Below are 21998 nucleotides of genomic sequence, written 5' to 3' on the forward strand. Positions count from 1 at the left end.
CCACCATCATCCACGCCCGCCTGCGCGAGGGACGGCGCCAGGCGGGGATGCCCGCCTGGCGCCGTCCCTCCACGTCTGACCGGGCTAGCCGGCCGTGGCGTTCTCGTACGCCCGCATCGCGGCCTCCTGGGCTTCCTTCAACGCATCCTCGGGCGACTTGTCCCCGAGCAGCGCCGCCGTGATGGCGTTGTTGAGCTCGTTCTGGATCTCCTGGCCCGCCGGCGAGGAGCCGAACGACTGCCCGTAGTCCACCACGTCGTAGTAGGTGGAGATGACCTGGTCGAAGCCGGCGTTGCCGCTGTCGGTGACGAAGGTCTCGCGGATGGACTGGTCGGCGGACGGCGACCCGGTGAACAGCCCGGTGTTGATCCCGCCGTCGGTCTTCAGGGTCTCGGCACGCGCCTCGCCCGCCGCGTTCCACGCGTCGTCGGAGGTGAGGTTGACCATCCACGCGCACGCCGCCGCGGGGTTCTCCGCGCCGGCCGGGATCACGAACGCGGTACCCGAGGCGACCGAGAACGGCTCCCCGTCGGCATTCCGGAACGGCACCGCCTCGAGGTCGATCTGGTCGGCGTAGGGGCTCAGCACGTTCGGGTACCACTGCGCGTTCACCTGCGCCCCGACCTGCTGGGCGACGAACTGGTTCTGGTCGCCGAAGGCGTCGAACGAGTCGGTGAAGCTCTTGACGGCCGCGAAGCCGCCCTGCGCGTCGGTGATCTGCTTGAGCATCTCGATGCCGGCCACGTTGCTGGGGTCGTCCAGGGTCGGCGCCCCCTTGTCATCGTTGAGCTGGCCGCCCATGCCGAGGATCCACAGCCCGGCCTGACCGGTCGCGACCGGGTCGAAACCGAGCCGCGTGGGCACACCGCCGGACTCCTGGTACATCTTCTCGATCGCGCCGAGCAGCACGTCGGGCTTCGAGGTGTCGATCTCGTCCGCCGTCACCCCCGCCTCGTCGAGCACGGCCTTGTTCAGCAGGATCGCCGGAGGCTGGTAGAACTGCGGCACCGCCCACACCGCGTCGTCGTAGGTGACGTCGTCGACGACGAAGGGGTACCAGTGGTCGCGCGGCGAGACGTCCTGGGCCGCGAAGCACTCGTCGAGCGGCATGATGAGGTCCTGCGCGGCATACGTGGTCACGTACCGGCGATCCATCTGCACCACGTCGGGCACGTCACCGCTCGCGATGCGGGTGGTGAACTTCTGCGCGTCGAAGGCCGTCGCGTCGAGGTCGACCTCGACGTCCTTCAGCTGCTCGGCGGCATAGTCCATGCGCGAGGTGCCGACATCGTCGGCGTTCTCGAAGCCCCACGCCTTCAGCGTGCCGCTCGGCTCCGCCCCGAAGTCGGCGTCGGCCGCCTGGTCGTCGCCCCCTCCCCCGCCGCACCCGGCGAGGACGAGGACGGATGCCGCGGCGACCGCGGTGATTCCCAGCATGCGTGTGCGCATGACTGCTCCTTTCGATCTGTGGTTCGTCATCCCTTGCGCCCCTGGGTCGCGACGCCCTCGATGAAGGCGCGCTGCCCGAAGGCGAAGAGGATGAGCATCGGGAGGGTCACCAGGAGGGAGGCGACCATGACGTACTGGTAGTCGCCATGACCGCCCGCGGTGGGGCTGTACTTGGTCATGGCGTACGCGATGCCGAGCGGCGCGGTGAACTCGTCCACCGACCCGGCGTTGAGGTAGATGAGGGCGGCCTGGAGGTTGTTCCAGCTCGCCTGGAACTCGAACAGGAACACGATGACGAACGACGGGATCGACAGCGGCATCGCGATCCGCCAGAAGAGGCCCCAGGCGCTGGCCCCGTCGAGCCGCGCCGCCTCGAACAGCTCCCGCGGCAGGCCGAGGAAGAACTGACGCTGCAGGAAGATGTAGAAGGCCGAGCCGAAGAGGTTCATGCCCCACAGCGGCACCCAGGTGCCGAGGAGTCCGGTCTCCTTCCAGATGAGGTAGATCGGGATCATCGTCACCGCGCCCGGAAGCATCATCGTCGCGAGCACGAGGCCGAACAGCAGGCCGCGCCCCGGGAAGCGGAAGTAGGCGAACCCGAACGCCACGATCGAGCTGGAGATCGCGACGGCACCGGCGGCGAGCAGCGCGATGGCGATGCTGTTGCCCATCCAGTTCAGCAACGGGAGCTGATTCCACACCTCGACGTAGTTCTCCGGCACGAACGTCTTCGGGATGAGGGCGTTGTCGAACACCTCTCCCCGCGGCTTGAAGCTCGCCGCGATGAGCCACGCGAAGGGGTACAGGAACAGCAGCGCGAACAGCACGAGGATGACGTTCAGCACGATCCGGGCGACGAGGCTCTTCGGCTGCCGCAGCTGCCGTCGCCAGCGCGAACGGGTGGCGACGGTGGTCGTGAACGTGCCCGGGGACTTCTCGGGCTCCGCCTCGACGGGGACCTGACGCAGGGTCTGGGACATCAGCGGTCTCCCTCGTAGTAGACGAAGCGGTTGCCGACCTTCACCTGGATGAGCGTGATGATCATGATGATGACGAAGAGCAGCCATGCCATCGCCGCCGCGAAGCCGAAGTTGAACTGCCGGAAGGCCTGCTGGAACAGGTAGATCGCGTAGAAGAGGGAGGCCTCCGGTGACGAATTGCTCTGATCCCGCCAGAACAGCAGGTACGCCTGGTCGAAGATCTGGAACGCGGCGATCGAGAGCACGATGACGTTGAAGAACATCGCCCCCGAGATCATCGGGAGGGTGATCGAGAAGAACTTCCTGATCGGTCCCGCGCCGTCGAGCGAGGCCACCTCGTACAGCTCGACGGGCACGTTCTTCAGCGCCGCGAGGAAGATCACCATGGTCCCCGCGACGGTCCACAGCGTCATGATCACGATGCTCGGCTTGACCCACGCGGGGTCGACGAGCCACTGCGGCCCCTGGATGCCGAACACCCGGAGGAACTGGTTGATCGCTCCGGAATTGCCGTTCAGGAGGAGGAAGAACACCGCCGCGGTCGCGACGGCCGGCGTCATCTTCGGCAGGTAGTAGAGCACGCGGAAGGCACCCGCGCCCCGCCCGACACGGTTGAGCAGCAGGGCGAGGATCAGCGCGAACACGATCTCCAGCGGCACCGCCATCACCACGTAGAACAGCGTGTTCGCGAGCGAGACGCCCACCCGCGGGTCCTCGAAGAGGTTGGCGTAGTTGTCGATGCCGACCGGGCGGGCGCTGTTCGTGGCGAGGTTGTAGCTGCTGAACGAGATGTACAGGCTGTAGACCATCGCGCCGGCCGTGAAGATGAGGAATCCGATGAGCCAGGGCGAGATGAAGAGATAGCCGGCGAGGGCCTCCCGGCGGTTGTACCGGTCCCGCTGGCGGGTCTTGAGCGGCATGCACCTGCCTCCTTTCCGAGGACGTGCAGACACGGCGCTCCCGTCCTGGCGCGATGCTAGGTCCGGAGAAGCGGTTCTCCGCGGGGCTTGCGCAGAACCGTTTCCTGTGGTTCGCCTGAATGCCGCGTGGACGCCCTGGTGCCCCGGCTGCGGTTCCTCCCTAGGATGAGGGGAATAAACACGGAGGAGGGCCGGGGGAATGTTCGACGAGCGACGGCGACAGGCAGCGCTCGAGGAACTGGGGATCCTTGACACACCACCCGATGAGCGGGTGGATCGGGTGGCACGACTGGCGAAGGAGATGTTCGGCGTGCCGATGGTCAGCGTCTCGCTGATCGACCGCGACCGGCAGTGGCGCAAATCGCAGATCGGCCTCGGGGGGAACGAGGCACCGCGCCAGGACTCGTTCTGCGACTACACCGTGTCGCAGGACCGGACGGTGGTGGTGGAGGACGCGAGCACGACCGACCTCTTCGCCGAGAACCCGTTCGTGACCGGCGATCCGCACCTCCGCTTCTATGCGGCCCATCCGCTGCACGCGCCGGGCGGCGAGCCGGTGGGGACGCTGTGCGTGCTCGACACGGAGCCGCACACATTCACCGACGCCCAGCAGGACCTCCTGCGCGACCTCGCGTTCTGGGTGCAGACGGAGCTGGCACAGGACGCCGACGTCGACCACGCCGCCGTGGTGCAGCGGGCTCTGCGCCCGCGGGTGCACCCGGAGATCGACGGGTACACGATCGCCGCCGGCGCCGCCCCACGGGGAACGCTCGCCGGGGACTACTACGACTTCTCACGCCACGGGGAGGCCCTGCGCGTGACCCTGGCCGACGCGATGGGCAAGGGCACGGGACCGGCGCTGGTCGCGGCCACGGTGCGCGCCTCCCTGCGGACGGCGCCGGAGCGCTCGCTGTCCGACGCCGTGATCGAGGTGGACCGCCTGCTCGAGGACGATCTCGCGGACACGTCGATGTTCGTCACGGCCGTCGTCGCCGAGCTGCAGCCGGAGACGGGAGACCTCGAGGTCATCGACGCCGGCCACAGCCTCGCTTTCGTCGTCCGGGCGGACGGGTCGTGGACGCCGCTGCGCTCCACGAACCTGCCCCTCGGCATGGGCATGGGCCTCGTCGTCCCCCGGGTTCCGGTGACGACGCGGCTCGAGGTCGGCGACGCCTTCCTCTGCTGCAGCGACGGTCTGCTCGACGTGCTCGACGCCGACGACCCGTTCGGCCACGTGGAGCGGGTGCTCACGGCGATGGGGCCGGACGGCGCCGTGCGGGAAGCCCTGCGGCTCGCGAACGACGAGCGCGCCACCGACGACATCACCGTCGTGGTCGTGCGGAGGGACGCGTGACCGCCCGGTTCGCGACCATCCGCGTCCTCGCCCTGCTGTCGGTCCTGCTCGGCGTGAACTACGTCGCATGGCGGTGGCTGGAGTCAGTGAACTGGTCGGCCTGGTGGATCGCGGTGCCGCTCGTGATCGCCGAGACCTACAGCCTCATCGACACGTTCCTCTTCTGCCTCACGATGTGGCGCGCGAAGGAGCGCCCGGCGCCGGTATCGCCGCCGCAGGGCACCGTCGACGTGTTCATCACGACCTACGACGAGCCGATCGAGCTCGTCATGACGACGGCGAGGGCGGCGAAGCGGATCGCCTATCCGCACTCCACCTGGATCCTCGACGACGGCTCCCGCCCCGAACTCGAGGCCGAGGCCAGGGCCGCGGGCATCGGCTATCTCACCCGCTCCGAGGACTGGACGGGCAAGCCCCGGCACGCCAAGGCCGGCAACCTCAACAGCGCGCTCTTCCAGACCGACGGCGAGTTCCTCCTCATCCTCGACGCCGACCAGGTGCCCGACCCGCTGATCCTGCACCGCACACTCGGCTACTTCGCCGATGATCCTGAAGTCGCCCTCGTGCAGACGCCGCAGTGGTTCGTGAACGTCGACGAGGCCGACCCGCTCGGCAGCCAGGCGCCGCTGTTCTACGGGCCGATCCAGCAGGGGAAGGACGGCTGGAACGCGGCCTTCTTCTGCGGCTCGAACGCCGTGCTCCGCCGCGAGGCGCTCATGCAGCTCGGCATCGTGGGCTACGTGCGGAACGTCACCGACTCCGCGGCGCGGGCGCTCAAGACCTCCGAGGCGCTGATCGCCCGCGAGGCCGAGGCCGCGACCGACCCCGCGCTCGCCACCGAGCTCGGCGCGCTACGCATCGCGATCGCGCGCGGACGCAAGGAGCTCGCCGCGGGTACGTCGGTCGCCGAGGTCGCCGCCCGCGTGGGCACAGCGGTCGACGACGCCTCCCGCATCCTCGTGGCGCACGACCTCGCTGGCATCCGCGCCGACCTCGCCGTGATCGAATCCCTGCCGGTGCAGCACGACGCCGAGCTCGGACAGGTGATCGTGGACGAGGCCGGGCTCGACGCTCTGGCCGCCTCCGACCTCTCCCCCCTCACCGCCGTGGAGGCCGTCCGCGGACTGCTCGACGCGCTCCGCCTCGACCGGGCCGATGAGGCCCAGCCGATCCTCCCCCTCGCCACGATCTCGGTGACGGAGGACATGGCGACCGCGATGCAGCTGCACGCCCTCGGCTGGAAGAGCGTCTACCACCACGAGATCCTGGCGCACGGCCTCGCCCCGGAAGACCTCAGGACGATGCTCACGCAGCGGCTGCGGTGGGCCCAGGGGACGCTGCAGGTGATGCTGCGCGACAACCCCCTGGCCAAGCGCGGACTCTCGGTGGGGCAGCGCCTCATGTACTTCGCGACGATGTGGAGCTACCTCTCCGGCTTCGCCGCGATCGTCTACCTCGCCGCGCCCGTGATCTATCTCGTGTTCGGGGTGCTTCCCGTCACCGCCTGGTCGGTCGACTTCTTCGTGCGGTTCCTGCCGTACTTCCTCGTCAACCAGGCTCTGTTCCTCGTGGTCGCGAAGGGGGTGAAGACCTGGCGGGGTCAGCAGTACTCGCTCGCGCTGTTCCCCGTGTGGATCCGCGCGTGCTGGACGGCCTTCGCCAACGTCGTGCTCGGCCGGCCGCTGTCCTTCGCCGTGACCAGGAAGGACGGCCGGGATCCGCGCGGCGTCCCCTGGCGCGAGATCTGGCCGCAGCTCACCGCCATGGTCGTACTCGTAGTCGCCCTCGTCATCGGGGTCGCCCGGGTCATCGTCGGCACGGGCGACGGCACCGGCACCCTCGTCAACACGGCCTGGGTCCTGTACGACCTGGTCGTCCTCAGCGTCATCATCCAGGCGGCGCGCTATCGCGGTCCCGCCGCGCAGGTCCTCGAGAAGGAGTCGAATGAACGTCAGCACTGACACCAGGGACGGGTACGCCGTCGTCGCGATCACGGGGCGCCTGACCGCCTCGGGCGCGCCGTTGCTGCGCAACGCGGTGAGCGACCTCGTCGCCGCCGGGCAGCCGCGCATCGCGATCGACCTCAGCGGCACCGAGTTCGTCGACTCCTCGGGCCTCGGCGCCCTGGTGGGCGGCCTCAAGAGCGCCCGGGTGGCCGGCGGCGATCTGCGCATCGCCGCCGTCCCCGAGGCCGTGCGCACCGTCCTCCACCTCACCAACCTGGATCGCGTGCTCCGCGACTACCCGACGCCGGAATCGGCGTTCGATGGACGCTGACATCCGGGCCTTCCACATCGACGGGCCCGCCGGGCTCGCCCTCGTCGACCGCGCCCTCGACGAGCTCGACCGGCTCTGGACTCAGGCTCCGGAGGTACCGGCGCAGGACCAGGTGCTGTTCACCCTGGCGCTGAGCGAGGTCACGACCAACGTCGCGCAGCACAACGAGCACGCGGACGTCGTCCTGAGCATCGACGTCCGCGTGACGGCGGAGGAGCTGCGGGCCTACATCCGCGACACCGCCCCGCCGGCACCGATCGACTGGGACGCGGTGTCGATGCCGGGCGAGGAGGCGGAGAGCGGACGCGGCCTCGCGCTGTCGCAGGCGGCGCTCGACGAGTTCACCCACACGGTCACCGATCTCGGCAACACCTGGGTCCTCGTCCGGCGCGTGGATCCGGCGCGCGAGGCGGGCGGCTGACCCGTCAGGCGAGCCAGGCCGGTGCGCGTCCGCGGAGTGCCGCGGCGTCGATGGAGTAGCGGCCCGCCCCCGTGAGCGCGAGCGCCAGAGCCGCCGCACCGAGCACGGCGACGAACTCGTAGCCGCCGGCCGTCACCCACAGGCCCGCGGGCAGGTGCACGAGCACGAGGGCCACCAGCATGTCGACGGCGAGGAGGATGCCGACCGGACGCGTCAGCAGTCCGAGGATCAGCAGGATCCCGCCGATGAGCTCGAGGAAGGCGACGACGGGCGCGGCGATCTCGGCGAGCGGGACCCCCATGCCGGCGAAGCTGCCGATGGTCCCGGGGATCGTGAACTCGAAGATCTTCTGGGCGCCGTGGGCGGCGAAGATCGCGCCGACGACGATGCGCAGGACGAGGAGTCCGAGCGACGAGGCGGAGGAGGCGGAGGCTGTGGTGTTCGTCATGAGGAGGTTCTTCCTTCGTGGCAGGACACCCGCGCGGGCGCGGACCAGGGCTCTTGCCCTGGCCCCCACGGTAGGAACCGTTCTTTTCCGTCCGCTGAACGCATCGGGTTCGCGGACGGGGCGACCTCAGCGGGAGCCGACCTCGTGGAGCATCCGCTCCCGGGCGCCGTCGAGGTGAGCCGAGAGGACCGCGGCGGCGTCCTCCGGGGCTCCCGTGCGCATGACGTCGAGCAGCTTCACGTGATCGTCCGACGACTCGTGCAGGTCTTCGTCGTGATTGATCGTGACCTCGAGCAGGGCCGTGAACGTGGGGAGGTATTGGTTCCAGGCGCCCTCCAGCCGCGGGTGATCGGCGAGGGCGTAGATCTGGGAGTGGAAGTCGAGGTCGGCCGTGACGAAGGCGGCATGGTCACCCGCGTCCGCGGCCTCGGCCATGCGCTGGACGGCATCGGCCATCGGCTGCCATCGGTCGTCGTCGTCGACCCGCATCGCGCGCGACAGGGCGAGCTGCTCCAATGCGCCTCGGAGGCTGTAGAGCTGGTCGACGTCGTCGCTCGTGAGGCCCACGATGTAGACGCCGCGCGGGCGCTGCACCTCGACGAGCTTCTCGAAGCTGAGCTGGGTGAGGGCGTCGCGCACGGGACCGCGGCTGACGGCGAACTCCTCCGCGAGGGCCTCTTCGGTGAGCCGGGCCCCCGGCGCGAGCTCCCCTCGGACGATGCGCTGGCGCAGCACGCGCGCGACCTGCGCTCCGAGCGACTCCCCGCGCGTGACGGTCTGCGTCATGGTGACCTCCTGTTAACAGTTGACAGGATACACACCGGGTGCGCGGTCAGGCTCCGGAGCGCGGACTCCAGAGCACGAGCTCGGTCGAGCGGCGAATGCGGCGGCCGGTCGGCATGGGCACGACCCCCGCGGATCCGGCGGCGAACACCCGCACGCCGGGACGGCTCTCGCGCTCGGCGCGGAGGGCGCCCTCCAGCGCGACGACACGGTCGCGCAGCATCCGGTTCTCGTCCTCCAGGTCGAGGAGCCGGGCGATCGCGGGGAGACTGACCCCTTCGGAGGAGAGCTGGGCGACCTCGCGCAGCTGCTCGATGTTGCGGTGAGAATACCGACGGGAGCCGCCGGGCGTCCGTCCCGGCACCACGAGGCCGATCCGGTCGTACTGACGGAGGGTCTGGGGGTGCAGGCCGGAGAGCTTGGCGGCTGCGGCGATCGCGAAGACCGGGGTGTCCGCGTCCATCACGCCTTCCTTCCTGATTTCACGTCAGGCCGTCGCGCCGGGTCAGGCAACTCCCTTCCGGAAGCGCCTGACCCGACGCGAAAGCCTGTGCTCGTCAACGGCGGGCTTTCGCCATGAGCTCGGCCCGCGGATTCTCCTGCGGCTCCAGCTCCTGGAACCGCTCGAGAGCCTCGCGCGCGGCGTCGTCGAGGTGCGTCGGAACCGCGACCTGGAGCTCGGCGAGCAGGTCACCGGTCCCCTTCGCGGTCGCGACACCCCGACCCTTGACGCGGAGCACGCGGCCCGACGGAGTTCCGGGGGCCACACGCAGCTTCACCACGTCGCCGCCGAGCGTCGGGACCTCGATGGTCGCGCCCAGCGTCGCCTCGGTGAAGGTCACGGGGACCACCACGCGGAGGTTGAGGCCGTCCCGCGTGAAGACCGGGTGCGGACGCACCGTGATCTGCACCACGATGTCTCCGCTCTCCCCGCCGTCCGGCGAGGGGCGACCACGGCCGCGCAGCCGGATCTTCTGCCCGTCGGCGACGCCCGCGGGGATCTTCACCTTGAACGGCTTGCCGTCTTCTCCCTGCAGGGTGATGGTCTCGCCCTGCACGGCGGTGCTGAAGTCCAGCGTGGTGCGGGCCGTGACGTCGGCGCCGCGCTGCGGACCACCGAAGCCCCGGAAGCCGCCGCTCGGCTGCCCGAACCGGCCACCGCCGAACGAGCTGCCCTGGCCCTGGTTGAACATCGCGAAGATGTCCTCGAAGTCGGCGGTCTGGCCGCGCCCCTGCTGTCCGAACCGGCTGAAGACGTCTTCGAACCCGCCGGCGCCCGAGCCGCTCGCCGTGAAGCGAGCGCCCGAACCCATGGCGCGGATCTCGTCGTACTCCTTGCGCTGCTCGGCGTCGGAGAGCACCGAGTACGCCTCGCTGATCTCCTTGAACTTGGCCTCGGCCTTCGCATCGCCCTGATTGGAGTCGGGGTGATACTTGCGCGCGAGCTTGCGGTACGTCTTCTTCAGGTCAGCGTCGCTGACGTCCTTCGAGACCCCGAGGGTCTTGTAGAAGTCCTTGTCGAACCAATCCTGGCTGGCCATCGATCACCTACTCCGCAGGGACGGCGACGACGACCTTCGCAGGACGCAGCTCGACCTCGCCGAGGCGGTAGCCCACCTCGACGACCTCGAGCACCGTGGTCTTCGAGGTGCCGGGGGTCGGCTGCTGGAAGATCGCCTCGTGACGCTGGGGGTCGAACTCCTCACCCTTCTCGCCGTAGGCGACCACGCCGAGGCGCTCCACGACCGCGCGCACCTTCTCGGCGATCACGGCGAAGGGGCTGCCCTCGACCAGATCGCCGTGCTGCTCGGCGCGGGCCAGGTCGTCGAGCACGGGGATGAGACCCTTGGCGGCCTCCCCCTTCGCGCGCTCGATCTCGATCTGGCGCTGCTCCTCCGTACGGCGGCGGTAGTTCGCGTACTCCGCCTGCAGGCGCTTGAGGTCGGTCAGCAGGGCGTTCTCGGCGTCGGCGATCGCGGCGTCGCCCGCGGCGGCATCGGCCGTCTGCGCGGCACCGAGGATGTCCTCGACCGTCAGCCCTTCCTCCGCCTCGGCAGCCGCGTCGACCGGGGTCTCGTCCGAGCCCTCGGCGGCCTTCGCCTCGCGGGAGTCCTGGTTCTGCGGCACGGGGCCGGATGCCTGAGCATCCGACCCCTCCGGAACCTCGTTCTCGTCGAAGTTCTTGTCCGTCATGATTACTTCTTCTCGTCCTCGTCGTCGACGACCTCGGCGTCGATGACGTCCTCGTCGGAGGAGGGGGCGTCACCGGTCGGGGTCTCGCCCTCGGCCGAAGCGCCGGCGGCGTCCGCCTGCGAGGAGGCGTAGATCGCCTCGCCGAGCTTCGACTGGGACTGGTTGAGCTTCTCGAACGCGGTCTTCACGGCCTCGTCGTCGTCGCCGGCCAGTGCCGTCTTGAGTGCGTCGACGTCGGCCTTGACCTCGGTCTTCACGTCCTCGGGGAGCTTGTCCTCGTTCTCGGAGATGAGCTTCTCGATGGAGTAGGCGAGGGTCTCGGCCTGGTTGCGGGTCTCCGCAGCCTCACGACGCGCCTTGTCCTCGGCGGCGTGCTCCTCGGCCTCGCGCACCATGCGCTCGATGTCCTCCTTCGACAGCGACGAGCCGCCGGAGATGACGATCGACTTCTCGGTGCCGGTGCCCTTGTCCTTCGCGGACACGTGCACGATGCCGTTGGCGTCGATGTCGAACGTGACCTCGATCTGCGGGATGCCGCGAGGAGCCGGCGCGATGCCGGTGAGCTCGAACGTGCCGAGCGGCTTGTTGTCGCGCGTGAAGTCACGCTCGCCCTGGAAGACCTGGATCGCGACGGACGGCTGGTTGTCGTCGGCCGTGGTGAAGGTCTCGCTCCGCTTGGTCGGGATGGCCGTGTTGCGCTCGATGAGCTTGGTCATCATGCCGCCCTTGGTCTCGATGCCGAGGGAGAGCGGGGTGACGTCGATCAGCAGGACGTCCTTGCGCTCGCCCTTGAGGACACCGGCCTGCAGCGCGGCGCCGACGGCGACGACCTCGTCCGGGTTCACACCCTTGTTGGCTTCCTTGCCGGTCTCGCGCTTGACGAGCTCGGCGACGGCGGGCATACGGGTCGAACCACCCACGAGGACGATGTGGTCGATGTCGGAGACCTTGATGCCGGCCTCGCGGATGACGTCCTCGAAGGGCTTCTTGGTGCGGTCGAGCAGGTCCTTCGTGAGGTCCTCGAACTTCGCGCGGGTCACGGTCTCGGAGAGCGAGACGGGACCCGAGTCGGTCAGCGACAGGTACGGGAGGTTGATGCTCGTGGACGTCGAGCTGGAGAGCTCCTTCTTCGCCTGCTCCGCGGCCTCCTTGAGGCGCTGCAGGGCGATCTTGTCACCTGAGACGTCGACGCCCGTGGTCTCCTTGAACTGCTTGATCAGGTAGTCGACGAGACGCTGGTCCCAGTCGTCTCCACCGAGACGGTTGTCACCGGCGGTGGCGCGCACCTGGATCGTGGAGAAGTCGTCGTCCTTGCCCACCTCGAGGAGGGAGACGTCGAACGTTCCGCCACCGAGGTCGAAGACGAGGATGAGCTCGTCCTCCTTGCCCTTGTCGAGGCCGTAGGCCAGGGCGGCCGCGGTCGGCTCGTTGATGATGCGGAGCACGTTGAGGCCCGCGATCTCACCGGCCTCCTTGGTGGCCTGACGCTCGGCGTCGTTGAAGTACGCCGGAACCGTGATGACGGCGTCGGTCACGGTGTCGCCGAGGTAGGACTCGGCGTCGCGCTTGAGCTTCTGGAGGATGCGCGCGGAGATCTCCTGCGGCGTCCACTTCTTGCCGTCGACGTCGAAGCTCCAGTCGGTGCCCATGTGGCGCTTGACCGACGCGATCGTCCGGTCGACGTTGGTGACGGCCTGGCGCTTCGCGGTCTCGCCGACGAGCACCTCCCCGTCCTTGGTGAAGGCGACGACCGAAGGGGTCGTGCGGAAGCCCTCGGCGTTGGCGATGACCTTGGGCTCGCCACCCTCGAGGACGCTGACGACGGAGTTGGTGGTTCCGAGGTCGATACCGACAGCACGTGCCATGTGTTCTCTCCTTTGTTGGGAAGTCTGTAGTGGTCTGGAAACCTGCGGCGATCAGGGAAACCTGAGTCGCGATGGCTCAAGTGTACGCCGGGGCCGAAACGCTGTCAAATGAACTTGATATGAACAGGCTCAAGTTTTGCCCGCCGGGCGGTCAGATGTCCGCGAGCCGCCATGCTTGACTCTCACACGGTGTCAGACGGGAGAACAGAGACATGTTGTCCATCGGAGCGTTCGCGCAGATCGGCCAGGTGACCCACCGGATGCTCCGGCACTGGGACACGGCCGGGCTGCTCGTCCCCGCCCACGTGGACGAGTTCACCGGCTACCGGTCGTACGACCCGTCGCAGCTCGAGCGCCTGCACCGGATCGTCGCCCTGCGTCAGCTCGGCTTCGGCCTCGACGACATCTCGGCGATCCTCGCCCAGGGCGTCGACGCCGACCGGATCGCGGCACTCCTGCGCATCCGGCGCGCCGAGGTGGAGCAGGAGCACCGGCTCGCCGCGGCGCGACTCGTCGATGTGGAGCGGCGCCTCCACCTCATCGAGAAGGAGAAGCACATGTCGCAGATCGAGATCGTCCAGAAGCCCCTCCCCGCCGTGCGTCTGGCGGCCGTGCGCACCGTCGTCGCCGAGCAGCCGGCGGTCGCCGAGGTCGTCGGCCCCTCCTTCGACGCCGTGGCCGAGGTCATCGGAGACGAGTGCGGCGCCCTCACCACCCCGATCGCCCAGTACCGGACGCTGCCGGACGGGATGGAGGTCGTCGCCGGATACTCCTACTCCGGCCCCGCCGCCGACGGGATCGAGATCATCGAACTCCCCGCCGAGGAGGACGCCGTCTGCGGGGTGCACCTCGGCTCGATGGAGCGGATCGCGGAGAGCTGGCACGCCATCCACACCGAGGTGGTCGCGCGCGGCCTCGTGCACGCCGGGCCGTGTCGGGAGCTCTACGTCCGCGCCGTCGGGGAGGACCAGTCGGACTGGGTCACGGAACTCCAGCAGCCCGTCGCGCGCCGCTGACGCGGAGACCGCACAGACGGGGCGACGCCGGGGTCACTTGCCCCCGGGAGGGCCGACCAGCAGCAGGATCACGTACAGCGCGACGATGCCCACGACCAGCAGCACCGCGAGCACCCAGGGGCGGCGGAGGAACCAGCGCATCAGGCGGTCGTACCAGCGGCGGTCGCGCGGGTCGTCGGTGGCGTCGAGGCGCCAGTCGCCCCGAAGACGGCCGGTGCGGTGCAGCCAGATCTCCATCGGGATGGTGGCGTACGGCACGACGGCGCTGAGGACCGCCAGCACACCGACGCCCGGGTGCCACCGCTGGTTGAGCGCGACGAGGACGGCGGTCGCGGCGTAGGCGAGGAACACGAACCCGTGGATACCGCCGCCGACCGTCACGACGCCACCGGGGGCTCCGACGGCGCGGGCGATGATCGCGGCGATGAGGAGGGTCCAGGTGATCGCCTCCGCGATCGCGAGGACACGGTACAGGCGGCCAGGGGTGCGGAACACGGAACTCCTCGGGTGGGGTACCCCTCCAGCGTATCCCGCTTCGAATCGCCCACTTGGCCCCATCCGGCGCCGAAATGGAGCAAGGTGAGCGATTCGAAGGGGAATAGGGGGACGGCAGCCGACGTTGCCAAAGGCATGGTGACGGTGGACGCGGATGCGCTGTCCGCTGTGCTCGGCACGGTGGACCTGCGGGTGGGGATCGCCCGCCGCGTGCGGCTGACCACCGGAGGACTCCTCTCGCTGCCGCCTGGCCGGATCACCCTCGTCTACATCGCCGACGGCGCCGTGCACGGACACCCTCCCCTGGGCACGGGGTGCCGCCTCGACGTGGACCCCTCGTCGCAGCAGCTCACGGTCGAGGAGCCAGGGCACCGCGATCGACTCGTCGCCGGCGACGCCTTCCTCCTGCTCCGCGGCGACACCTTCGCGCTGGAGGCCGATGCCGACACCACGCTCCTCGTCGTCGACATCGAGCTCGCGGACACCGCCTCTCCCCTCCCCGCGCTCCTGCCGCCCTTCCTCGCGGTGACCGGATTCGACGCGCTGGAGCCGGCCGCCGCCGCCCTCGCCGAGAACATGGGCGTGGTCGATGCGCCCGCGTGCCCGGTGCGCCAGGGAGACCCGTTGATCTGCCGGATGATGGCGACCACCGTGCTGCTCTCGGTCATCCGGGCCTGGGCGGCCAACGGCTGTGCGCCCGCGGGGTGGCCCTCGCTGTCGAAGGACCCCTTCCTCGACCGCGTGGTGGACGCCATCCACGAGCAGCCGGGACGGGACTGGACCGTCGAGCGCCTGGCCGCCGTCGGGGCCATGTCACGCTCGGCCTTCGCGGAGCGGTTCCGCCTGGCCGTGGGCCGCTCCCCCGCCGACTACGTGACGGAGGTGCGGATCGACGCCGCGAAGCGGATGCTCCAGGCCGGGCAGTCGGTCTCGAGCGTCTCGCGCGAGCTCGGCTATGCCTCGGACGAGGGGTTCAGTCGTGCTTTCCGCCGCCGGACGGGGATGACGCCCTCCTCCTGGCGCGCCTCGCACTCCCTCGTTCCTGCCTGATCCCACGACCTCGCCCCTGCCCGGCGGGCATGGCTTCGGAGATCCGGGGCGACACGCCGGCCCCGAGCCCGAGGGGACGGCGTGTCGTCGGCCTGCTCCGAAGTCGTGCCCGGGAGACCCGGGGTCAGGAGCGGGAGCTGCGGCGGTTCGAGAGGCCGAACAGCACGGCACCGGCGAGGAGCGAGACCGCACCGATGGTGTAGACGAGCTCGATGCTCAGGGTGTCGACGAGGAGTCCGCCCACACCGGCCGCGAGCGTGATCGCCCCCTGGAACCCGACGACCACGAGGCTCCCCCCGGCCTCCAGGCGGTCCGGCATGCGGTGGCCCACCCAGGTGTTCACGACGATCAGCCACGACGAGAAGAAGAAGCCCCAGAGGAGCACGACCGCACCGATGCCGATGATCGATCCGGAGAAGAGCACCATCGACAGCACGGCGGCCGAGATCACCAGCGGCGCGAACACCGCGAAGAAGGCGAAGGAGCGGTCGATCACGAGGCCGATGGAGAGGTTGCCGAGAAGGCCTCCGACGCCGAACAGCGCCAGCAGCACGACGATCGTCGAGGCGTCCACGTCCGGGATGCGCTCCAGCGCGAGGCGGACGTAGGTGTAGGCGAGGAAGTGGCCGAGCACGACGAGCACGTGTCCGACCATCCCGAGACCGATGCCCGGACGCCGCACCGTGTCGACGAGCAGACGCAGGCTCGACGCCCGCTCTGCCGGGACGGTCGGCAGCGCCCACCGCAGGGCCGCGGCCAGCACCACCATGAGCACTCCCGCGATCGCGAACACGGCACGCCAGTCGACGACCTCGCTCAGCATGACCCCGAGCGGGACGCCGGCGACCGTGGCGAGCGAGACGCCCGCGGAGGTGAACATGACCCCGCGACCGAGGTGCTCCGGCCCCGCGAGCCGCGCGGCGACCGTGATCGACATCGTCCAGTAGGCGCTGATCGCCGCTCCCAGCAGGAACCGCGCCAGCAGCACGACCACGAGGTTCGGCGCGATCGCGACCACGAGATTCGACACGGCCGCGGCGAGCGCCATCCACACCAGCAGCGACCGACGATCCAGACGGGGGAACACGAGGCCGACGGTCGGGGCAACGAAGAGCCCGACGAGCGCGGTGACGGTGACGGTCTGCCCGGCCTGGCCGGGGGTCACCCCGAGACCGTCTGCCATCTCGGTGAGCACTCCGTTGGGGAGGAACTCGGCGGTCACCAGCAGGAAACCCATCACCATGAGGGCGATGAGTCCGCCGTAGCGGATGCGGTCGACGCGGGTGGTCGGCAGGGTCGGGACGGGGGCGGTCGTGGTCATGCTTCCAGACTCGCAACGGGGGCGGGCGCGCGCCCGACCGGTCGTCCGCCGCATCCGACCGATCGTCCGCCCCTGGACAACCCCCGGGAGACCCCCTAGGCTCGACGACGCACCGGGATCCGCCCGGGAAGCCCGAGCGAAGGAGGCGAGGAGATGAACGCTGTCGTCGTCGCGCCTATCGCCGACCACCTTCCCTTCGAGGCCACCCGCTCCTGATCGCCGCGTGGCCTCCCTTCCCGGAGCCACACCGTGACCGAATCCCCCGCTTCCTCGGAAGCCGCGTCCTTCGACGCCACCTCCTTCGATTCCCTCGAGACCGCTCTCTCCTTCGCCGAGGTCGAGCCCGGCCCGAACCAGCGCTGGACGACCTGGCCTTCGTCCACCCCCACCGAGCGGGGACCGGACCCCCGCCCCGCCTGGGTGGTGACCTCCGCCGGCGCCCTGGACACCGAGCTCGGCATCCTGAAGACCGGCAAGGAGGCCGACGTGTTCCTGCTGGAGCGCGCCGTGCCCGACGACCCGACGCAGCGCACCCTCCTCGCCGCCAAGCGCTACCGCGGCATCGAGAACCGGAGCTTCCAGCGCTCCGCCGTCTACACCGAGGGACGCAGCACGCGGAACACCCGCGACACGCGCGCCCTCGCCAAGAAGACCGCCCACGGGCGGGAGGTCGCCGCAGCCCAGTGGTCGCTCGCGGAGTTCGAGGCCCTGTGCCGGATGTGGGAGCGCGGCGCCCCGGTCCCCTATCCCGTGCAGGTCAGCGGCACCGAGGTGCTCATGGAGTTCCTCGGCGACGACCGGGGCATCGCGGCACCCCGGCTCGCCCAGGTGCGCGGGTCGAACGCCGAGATGCAGGAGTACTTCACGCAGGTGGTCGAGCTCATGCGGGTCTTCGCCGCCGCAGGCTTCGCGCACGGCGACCTCTCCGCCTACAACCTCCTCGTGCACGAGGGGCGTGTGCGGGTGATCGACCTGCCGCAGATCGTCGACGTGATCGCGAATCCGCAGGGCCTCGACCTCCTGCACCGCGACTGCGTCAACGTGTGCGACTGGTTCGCACGGCGACGGGTGGAGTGCGACGCCGAGGCCCTGTTCGCGGACCTCCTCGGGACGCTGTTCTGACCCCGGGTGTCAGGAGGCGAGTCGGGCGGCGAGAAGGGTCACCAGCTCGTACACGACGTGGCTCGCGGCGATCCCGGTCATCTGGGCGTGATCGTACGCGGGCGACACCTCCACGACGTCGGCACCGACGATGTCGCGGTCGCGCAGCGCCCGGAGGATGCGCAGCAGCTCGCGACTCGTGAGCCCTCCCGCCTCGGGGGTCCCTGTGCCGGGCGCGTGCGCGGGGTCGAGCACGTCGATGTCGATCGAGACGTACAGCGGCTTGTCCCCGATGCGGGTGAGGATGCGGTCGATCGCGGCCTCCACCCCGTGCTCCTCGATGTACTCGCTGGAGACGATGGAGAAGCCGAGGCGCTCGTCGTCCTCGAGGTCCTGCTTCGAGTACAGGGGTCCGCGGGTGCCGACGTGGCAGCTCGCGGTGAGGTCGATCAGCCCCTCCTCGCTCGCGCGGCGGAAGGGGGTGCCGTGCGTGATGGGGGCCCCGAAGTAGGTGTCCCACGTGTCGAGGTGGGCGTCGAAGTGGAGGACCGCGACGGGTCCGTGCTTCGCGGCCACCGCCCGCAGCAGGGGAAGGGCCACGGTGTGGTCGCCGCCGATCGTGACGAGGCGCTGCACCTGCTCGCCGAGCGCCAGCGCCGCGCGTTCGACCTCGGTCACCGCCTCGGTGAGGTCGAACGGGTTCACCGGGATGTCCCCCGCATCCACCACCTGGGCGAGCTGGAACGGCGACACGTCCTGCGCGGGGTTGTAGGGCCGCAGCAGCCGGGACGACTCCCGCACGTGCGACGGGCCGAAGCGGGTGCCGGGGCGGTAGCTCACGCCGGAGTCGAACGGGATGCCGACCACGGCGATGTCGGCGCGCGGCACGTCCTCGATGCGGGGCAGGCGGGCGAAGGTGGCGATGCCGGAGTACCGCGGGTTCACGGAGGCGTCGACGGGGCCGATGTTGTCGGTCATTTCTCGTTCCTGTTCGTCGGGAGGTGTGGGTCTCAGAGGGCGTGCTGCGGGATGTGCACGAGCTGCACCCCGCCGTCGGCGATGGCCGCGCGGATACTCGGGGCGATGTCAGCACGCGATGCCACCCGTCGCCCGGTCGCCCCGAAGGCGGTGGCGAGCGCGGCCCAGTCCGGCTGCACGAGGTCGACGCCGACCGGGGTCATGCCCCGGTCGAGCTCGTTCTGGCGGATCTCCGCGTACCCGCCGTTGTCGACGCACACCACGGTGATATCGAGGCGCTGCTCGACAGCGGTGACGAGCTCGTTCACGCAGAACATCAGAGCGCCGTCGCCGATGACGGTGACGACCGGGCGTTCGGTCTGCGCGACGGCCGCGCCGATCGCGGCGGGGAGGCCATAGCCGAGCGTGGCGTAGGTCGGCGTGTAGAGGAGGGAGTGCGGCTGCTCCTGCCGCAGCACGCTGCCGAGCGCCATGTAGACGATCTGGGAGGAGTCGCCGGCGACGATCGCGTCGGCAGGGAGGGCGTCGGCGATGATCTCGGCCAGCGCGACGGTGTCCGGCGCGGTCTCCCGCGATTCCGCCTCGATCGCGGCTCGCTCGGCCGCGAGGTCCCGGGCGGGACGGGCGGGGTCCGGCAGCAGGGGCAGGAGGGCGTCGGTCACGGCGGCGGCGTCTCCGGTGAGAGCGACCGTCGCGGTGAGGTTCTTGTCCCGCTGCTCCGGAGAGATGTCGACGCGGATCACGGCGCCGCGTGCCTCGAGCCGCGGAGCCCAGAGCTCCGCCTCGCCCAGCTTCGAGCCGACCACGAGCAGCACGTCGGCATCTTCGGCCACAGCCCGTGCGGCGGCGAGGCGCAGGTTCGAGCCGAGCGAGAGCGGGTGCCGTTCGTCGAGCACCGCCTTGCCGTTCAGGGTCGTGAGCACGGGGGCTCCGAGCCGCTCCGCCACCGCGGCGATCTGGTGCGCGGCGTCCACCGCACCCCCCCCGGCCACGATCACCGGGCGGCGGGCGGCGGACAGCAGCCGGGCGGCCTCGGCGAGCGCGATCGGATCCCCGGAGACGCGGTCGGGCATCGGGCGCGGCTTCCGGTCCTCCGCGGGCACGGCGGCGGGCGCCTCCAGCACGTCGAGCGGGATCTCGATGTGCACGGGGCGGGGACGGCCGGTGCGGAAGAGGTCGAACGCGTCGTGCGCGGCCTGCACCGCCTCCGCCGCGGTCGACACCCGTCGCGACCACTCCGCGATCGCGCCGACCATGGCCGTCGCGTCCTTCGTCTCGTGCAGCGTGCCCACGTCGGCGAACTCCGCCCCGAGCGGCACGCCGGGCGAGAGCACGATGAGGGGTCGCGACTCGCAGAAGGCCGTGCCGATCGCGCTCATCGCGTTCTGGAGCCCGGGGCCCGAGGTCGTGATCACCACGCCGGGGAGCCCGGTCTGCTGCGCCCACCCGTCGGCACCGTACCCCGACCCCTGCTCGTGGCGGTTGGTCACGGCGCGGATGCCGAGGTCGGCGAGGGGCCGGTAGAACTCCAGGTTGTGCGTGCCGGGGATGCCGAAGACCGCGGTCACCCCGTAGCCGCGGATGGTCTCCAGGACCGCACGGCCTGCGGTGTCGGCGTACCGGTCGTCTCCGGTGGTGTCGGTGCTCATCGTGTCATCCTCACATCGCGTGCCGACGGACGCCGTCGACCCAGGTCTCACGGACCTCGATCGCCGCGATCTCCTCGGCCGGCACCGCGAGCGGGTCGTCCGAGAGCACCGCGAAGTCGGCGTACTTGCCCGGCTCCAGGGAGCCGAGGTCGTCCTCCCGGCCGATCGAGACCGCGCCCTCGATCGTGTGCGCCCGCAACGCCGCGGTCGCGGAGATGCGCAGGTCGTCCGGGCCGAGCGTGTGCCCGCGCCGGGTGACCCGGGTGACCGCGGTCTGGATCGCCTCCAGCGGGATGGGCTCGGCGACCGGGGCGTCCGAGGAGATCGTCATGGGCACGCCCGCACGCTCGAACTCCCCGAGGGGGTTGAAGCGCTCACCGGGCGTGCCGATGGCCTCCTCCACGCCCTCGCCCCAGTTGAAGTAGTGCTGCGTCTGGTTCACGGGACGGATGCCGGCGGCCGCCATCCGCTCGATCTGCCCGGGGGTCGGCAGGCCGCAGTGCTCGATGCGGTGCCGGGCGTCCGCATCCGGACGCTCCGCGAGCGCGGCCTCGATCGCGGACACGACCATCTCGATCGCGGTGGGCGACTGGGCGTGGGTCGCGGTCTGCAGTCCGGCCGCGTGCGCCTTGCGGATGAGCTCCGCGTAGTCGGCGGGCTCGTGGTAGAGCTGGCCGGTGCGGCAGGGGTCGCCGACGTAGCCGTCCGGGAAGTACGCGGTCCAGCCGCCCAGCGTGCCGTCGGCGTAGAACTTGATGCCGGCGAAGCTGAGGTGCGCGTTGCCGAACTGCCCGACGAGCCCCATCTCCAGCGCCTCGTCGAGCAGGTGCGACAGCAGGTACATCGACACGCGCAGCTCCAGCCTCCCGGCCTCGGCGAGCCGCAGGTACATGTCGAACTCGCGACGCGTGACCTGACAGTCGCCGATGGAGGTGACCCCGCCCGCGAGGAACCGCTGCGTCGCCGCGTCGAGCTGGCGCAGGTGCTCCTCCGGCTCGTCCGCGAGGTGGAAGTTCGGACCGTGGTGGCCGATCTTCACCCCGTGGACGCCGGTGAGGATGTTGCACGCCGCGTCGGACAGCTCGCCGGTGAGCTCGCCGTCGGCGTCGCGGAAGAACTCGCCGCCGTCCGGGTTCGGGGTGTCCCAGTCGACGCCGTTGAGGTCGAGTGTGTACGAGTTCACCACCCCGCCGTGGCCGGAGGCGTTCATGAGGTACACCTCGCGGTCGGCGGCGACCTCGTCGAGCTCGAAGCGGGTGGGGTGCCGCTTCTCGGCGAGGTTCCGCTGCTCGTAGCCGTAGCCGCGCACCGGGCGCCCGGCGGGGAGCTCGGCGGCCGCGGCCTTCAGCAGCGCCACGATCTCCGGGATGCTCCCCGCCTTCTCCGGACCGCAGTCCACCCAGGTCATCATCTGCCCGAACATCAGCGGATGCGCATGCGCGTCCACGAAGCCGGGCACGACCACCGCCTCGCCCAGATCGACGCGCTCCGGAGTGAGTCCGGCCCGTGCCGCCACGTCCTCGCACTCCGCCGCCGTGCCGAGGGCGACGATGCGCCCCCGGTCGGTCAGCATCGCGGTGACGGTGGTGTCCGCGGGGTCCGCCGTGTGGATGGCTCGCGCGGTGACGAGGACGGGAGCGGCCTGGGCCGAGCGGTCGAAGGGGGTGAGCTTTCTCATGATGCCTGTTCGCGGTGGTG

At 70.2% G+C, this 21998-nt stretch carries 21 protein-coding genes; 7 read left to right on the forward strand and 14 right to left on the reverse strand.

The features are described from left to right. Positions 1-84 precede the first annotated feature (84 nt). The 3 genes from AB0300_RS06805 to AB0300_RS06815 are packed head-to-tail and all read right to left on the reverse strand — an operon-like array spanning position 85 to position 3349. Positions 85-1449 (reverse strand): extracellular solute-binding protein, encoded by a 1365-nt coding sequence (locus tag AB0300_RS06805; RefSeq protein WP_025102659.1) that lies wholly within the window; start codon positions 1447-1449, stop codon positions 85-87. Between the two features lie 26 nt (positions 1450-1475). Continuing rightward, complete coding sequence (locus AB0300_RS06810) at positions 1476-2429, reverse strand: carbohydrate ABC transporter permease (protein ID WP_366215716.1); 954 nt, start codon at positions 2427-2429, stop codon at positions 1476-1478. Then, positions 2429-3349, reverse strand: coding sequence for a sugar ABC transporter permease (locus AB0300_RS06815; protein WP_085605109.1), 921 nt, complete (start codon positions 3347-3349; stop codon positions 2429-2431). The genes AB0300_RS06810 and AB0300_RS06815 overlap by 1 nt, the downstream gene beginning before the upstream one ends. 199 nt (positions 3350-3548) lie before the next feature. On the opposite strand from AB0300_RS06815, the gene AB0300_RS06820 reads away from it, so the two are divergent. The 4 genes from AB0300_RS06820 to AB0300_RS06835 are packed head-to-tail and all read left to right on the forward strand — an operon-like array spanning position 3549 to position 7401. Continuing rightward, positions 3549-4703 (forward strand): GAF domain-containing SpoIIE family protein phosphatase, encoded by a 1155-nt coding sequence (locus AB0300_RS06820; protein WP_366215717.1) that lies wholly within the window; start codon positions 3549-3551, stop codon positions 4701-4703. Further along, positions 4700-6664: a glycosyltransferase family 2 protein gene (locus AB0300_RS06825; protein ID WP_126893944.1), complete on the forward strand. Its 1965-nt coding sequence runs from the start codon at positions 4700-4702 to the stop codon at positions 6662-6664. The genes AB0300_RS06820 and AB0300_RS06825 overlap by 4 nt, the downstream gene beginning before the upstream one ends. Beyond that, positions 6648-6980, forward strand: a complete 333-nt coding sequence (locus tag AB0300_RS06830; RefSeq protein ID WP_025102664.1) for an STAS domain-containing protein — start codon at positions 6648-6650, stop codon at positions 6978-6980. The genes AB0300_RS06825 and AB0300_RS06830 overlap by 17 nt, the downstream gene beginning before the upstream one ends. Continuing rightward, complete coding sequence (locus AB0300_RS06835) at positions 6970-7401, forward strand: ATP-binding protein (RefSeq protein WP_025102665.1); 432 nt, start codon at positions 6970-6972, stop codon at positions 7399-7401. The genes AB0300_RS06830 and AB0300_RS06835 overlap by 11 nt, the downstream gene beginning before the upstream one ends. Positions 7402-7405: 4 nt before the next feature. Here the strand turns inward: AB0300_RS06835 and AB0300_RS06840 are convergent, their stop codons facing one another. The 6 genes from AB0300_RS06840 to dnaK all read right to left on the reverse strand — a co-directional run bounded on the left by AB0300_RS06840 (position 7406) and on the right by dnaK (position 12690). Then, the gene (locus tag AB0300_RS06840) at positions 7406-7849 is read right to left on the reverse strand and encodes a DoxX family protein (RefSeq protein ID WP_060921594.1); all 444 of its coding nucleotides are present in this window, start codon (positions 7847-7849) and stop codon (positions 7406-7408) included. Positions 7850-7975: 126 nt separating this feature from the next. Beyond that, positions 7976-8635, reverse strand: a complete 660-nt coding sequence (locus AB0300_RS06845; RefSeq protein ID WP_025102667.1) for a GntR family transcriptional regulator — start codon at positions 8633-8635, stop codon at positions 7976-7978. A gap of 46 nt (positions 8636-8681) precedes the next feature. Continuing rightward, positions 8682-9095 (reverse strand): MerR family transcriptional regulator, encoded by a 414-nt coding sequence (locus tag AB0300_RS06850; RefSeq protein WP_029989135.1) that lies wholly within the window; start codon positions 9093-9095, stop codon positions 8682-8684. A 94-nt stretch (positions 9096-9189) separates the two neighbouring features. Continuing rightward, entirely contained in the window at positions 9190-10173 is a 984-nt protein-coding gene (locus AB0300_RS06855) for a DnaJ C-terminal domain-containing protein (RefSeq protein WP_025102669.1), read from the reverse strand. A gap of 7 nt (positions 10174-10180) precedes the next feature. Further along, positions 10181-10825: a nucleotide exchange factor GrpE gene (gene grpE, locus AB0300_RS06860; protein ID WP_060921591.1), complete on the reverse strand. Its 645-nt coding sequence runs from the start codon at positions 10823-10825 to the stop codon at positions 10181-10183. Between the two features lie 2 nt (positions 10826-10827). Next, positions 10828-12690, reverse strand: a complete 1863-nt coding sequence (gene dnaK, locus AB0300_RS06865; RefSeq protein ID WP_025102671.1) for a molecular chaperone DnaK — start codon at positions 12688-12690, stop codon at positions 10828-10830. A gap of 212 nt (positions 12691-12902) precedes the next feature. On the opposite strand from dnaK, the gene AB0300_RS06870 reads away from it, so the two are divergent. Continuing rightward, on the forward strand, positions 12903-13706 hold the full coding sequence (locus tag AB0300_RS06870; protein WP_366215718.1) for a MerR family transcriptional regulator: 804 nt from the start codon (positions 12903-12905) through the stop codon (positions 13704-13706). A 33-nt stretch (positions 13707-13739) separates the two neighbouring features. On the opposite strand, the gene AB0300_RS06875 is transcribed toward AB0300_RS06870, so the two are convergent. Beyond that, entirely contained in the window at positions 13740-14201 is a 462-nt protein-coding gene (locus AB0300_RS06875; protein WP_025102673.1) for a DUF3817 domain-containing protein, read from the reverse strand. 135 nt (positions 14202-14336) lie between these two features. Between AB0300_RS06875 and AB0300_RS06880 the strand changes: the two genes are divergently transcribed. After that, on the forward strand, positions 14337-15251 hold the full coding sequence (locus AB0300_RS06880; protein ID WP_366215719.1) for an AraC family transcriptional regulator: 915 nt from the start codon (positions 14337-14339) through the stop codon (positions 15249-15251). 124 nt (positions 15252-15375) lie between these two features. On the opposite strand, the gene AB0300_RS06885 is transcribed toward AB0300_RS06880, so the two are convergent. Beyond that, the gene (locus AB0300_RS06885; RefSeq protein WP_062637282.1) at positions 15376-16572 is read right to left on the reverse strand and encodes an MFS transporter; all 1197 of its coding nucleotides are present in this window, start codon (positions 16570-16572) and stop codon (positions 15376-15378) included. Positions 16573-16821: 249 nt separating this feature from the next. Between AB0300_RS06885 and AB0300_RS06890 the strand changes: the two genes are divergently transcribed. After that, positions 16822-17694, forward strand: a complete 873-nt coding sequence (locus tag AB0300_RS06890) for an RIO1 family regulatory kinase/ATPase (RefSeq protein WP_102209500.1) — start codon at positions 16822-16824, stop codon at positions 17692-17694. 9 nt (positions 17695-17703) lie between these two features. Here AB0300_RS06890 and speB read toward each other — a convergent pair whose 3' ends face one another. From speB to AB0300_RS06905, 3 genes are read right to left on the reverse strand one after another with little or no spacing between them, the layout of a single operon-like run. After that, the gene (gene speB, locus AB0300_RS06895) at positions 17704-18651 is read right to left on the reverse strand and encodes an agmatinase (RefSeq protein WP_025102677.1); all 948 of its coding nucleotides are present in this window, start codon (positions 18649-18651) and stop codon (positions 17704-17706) included. Positions 18652-18683: 32 nt separating this feature from the next. Next, a complete protein-coding gene (locus AB0300_RS06900) occupies positions 18684-20300 on the reverse strand; it encodes a thiamine pyrophosphate-dependent enzyme (protein ID WP_366215720.1) in 1617 nt (538 codons plus the stop codon). A gap of 10 nt (positions 20301-20310) precedes the next feature. Beyond that, positions 20311-21978, reverse strand: coding sequence for an amidohydrolase (locus AB0300_RS06905; RefSeq protein WP_366215721.1), 1668 nt, complete (start codon positions 21976-21978; stop codon positions 20311-20313). Positions 21979-21998: the final 20 nt, after the last annotated feature.

The sequence above is a fragment of the Microbacterium sp. NPDC078814 genome (genome assembly GCF_040702645.1).
Taxonomy (GTDB): Bacteria; Actinomycetota; Actinomycetes; order Actinomycetales; family Microbacteriaceae; genus Microbacterium.

Bases quoted from the DNA above. Each gene is read 5' to 3' on its own strand.
- AB0300_RS06840 (WP_060921594.1), bottom strand. From the start codon at position 7,849: ATGACGAACACCACAGCCTCCGCCTCCTCCGCCTCGTCGCTCGGACTC.
- AB0300_RS06830 (WP_025102664.1), top strand. From the start codon at position 6,648: ATGAACGTCAGCACTGACACCAGGGACGGGTACGCCGTCGTCGCGATC.
- AB0300_RS06850 (WP_029989135.1), bottom strand. From the start codon at position 9,095: ATGGACGCGGACACCCCGGTCTTCGCGATCGCCGCAGCCGCCAAGCTC.
- AB0300_RS06845 (WP_025102667.1), bottom strand. From the start codon at position 8,635: ATGACGCAGACCGTCACGCGCGGGGAGTCGCTCGGAGCGCAGGTCGCG.
- AB0300_RS06880 (WP_366215719.1), top strand. From the start codon at position 14,337: ATGGTGACGGTGGACGCGGATGCGCTGTCCGCTGTGCTCGGCACGGTG.
- AB0300_RS06815 (WP_085605109.1), bottom strand. From the start codon at position 3,349: ATGCCGCTCAAGACCCGCCAGCGGGACCGGTACAACCGCCGGGAGGCC.
- AB0300_RS06820 (WP_366215717.1), top strand. From the start codon at position 3,549: ATGTTCGACGAGCGACGGCGACAGGCAGCGCTCGAGGAACTGGGGATC.
- speB (WP_025102677.1), bottom strand. From the start codon at position 18,651: ATGACCGACAACATCGGCCCCGTCGACGCCTCCGTGAACCCGCGGTAC.
- AB0300_RS06870 (WP_366215718.1), top strand. From the start codon at position 12,903: ATGTTGTCCATCGGAGCGTTCGCGCAGATCGGCCAGGTGACCCACCGG.
- grpE (WP_060921591.1), bottom strand. From the start codon at position 10,825: ATGACGGACAAGAACTTCGACGAGAACGAGGTTCCGGAGGGGTCGGAT.
- dnaK (WP_025102671.1), bottom strand. From the start codon at position 12,690: ATGGCACGTGCTGTCGGTATCGACCTCGGAACCACCAACTCCGTCGTC.
- AB0300_RS06905 (WP_366215721.1), bottom strand. From the start codon at position 21,978: ATGAGAAAGCTCACCCCCTTCGACCGCTCGGCCCAGGCCGCTCCCGTC.
- AB0300_RS06900 (WP_366215720.1), bottom strand. From the start codon at position 20,300: ATGAGCACCGACACCACCGGAGACGACCGGTACGCCGACACCGCAGGC.
- AB0300_RS06810 (WP_366215716.1), bottom strand. From the start codon at position 2,429: ATGTCCCAGACCCTGCGTCAGGTCCCCGTCGAGGCGGAGCCCGAGAAG.
- AB0300_RS06835 (WP_025102665.1), top strand. From the start codon at position 6,970: ATGGACGCTGACATCCGGGCCTTCCACATCGACGGGCCCGCCGGGCTC.
- AB0300_RS06805 (WP_025102659.1), bottom strand. From the start codon at position 1,449: ATGCGCACACGCATGCTGGGAATCACCGCGGTCGCCGCGGCATCCGTC.
- AB0300_RS06855 (WP_025102669.1), bottom strand. From the start codon at position 10,173: ATGGCCAGCCAGGATTGGTTCGACAAGGACTTCTACAAGACCCTCGGG.
- AB0300_RS06885 (WP_062637282.1), bottom strand. From the start codon at position 16,572: ATGACCACGACCGCCCCCGTCCCGACCCTGCCGACCACCCGCGTCGAC.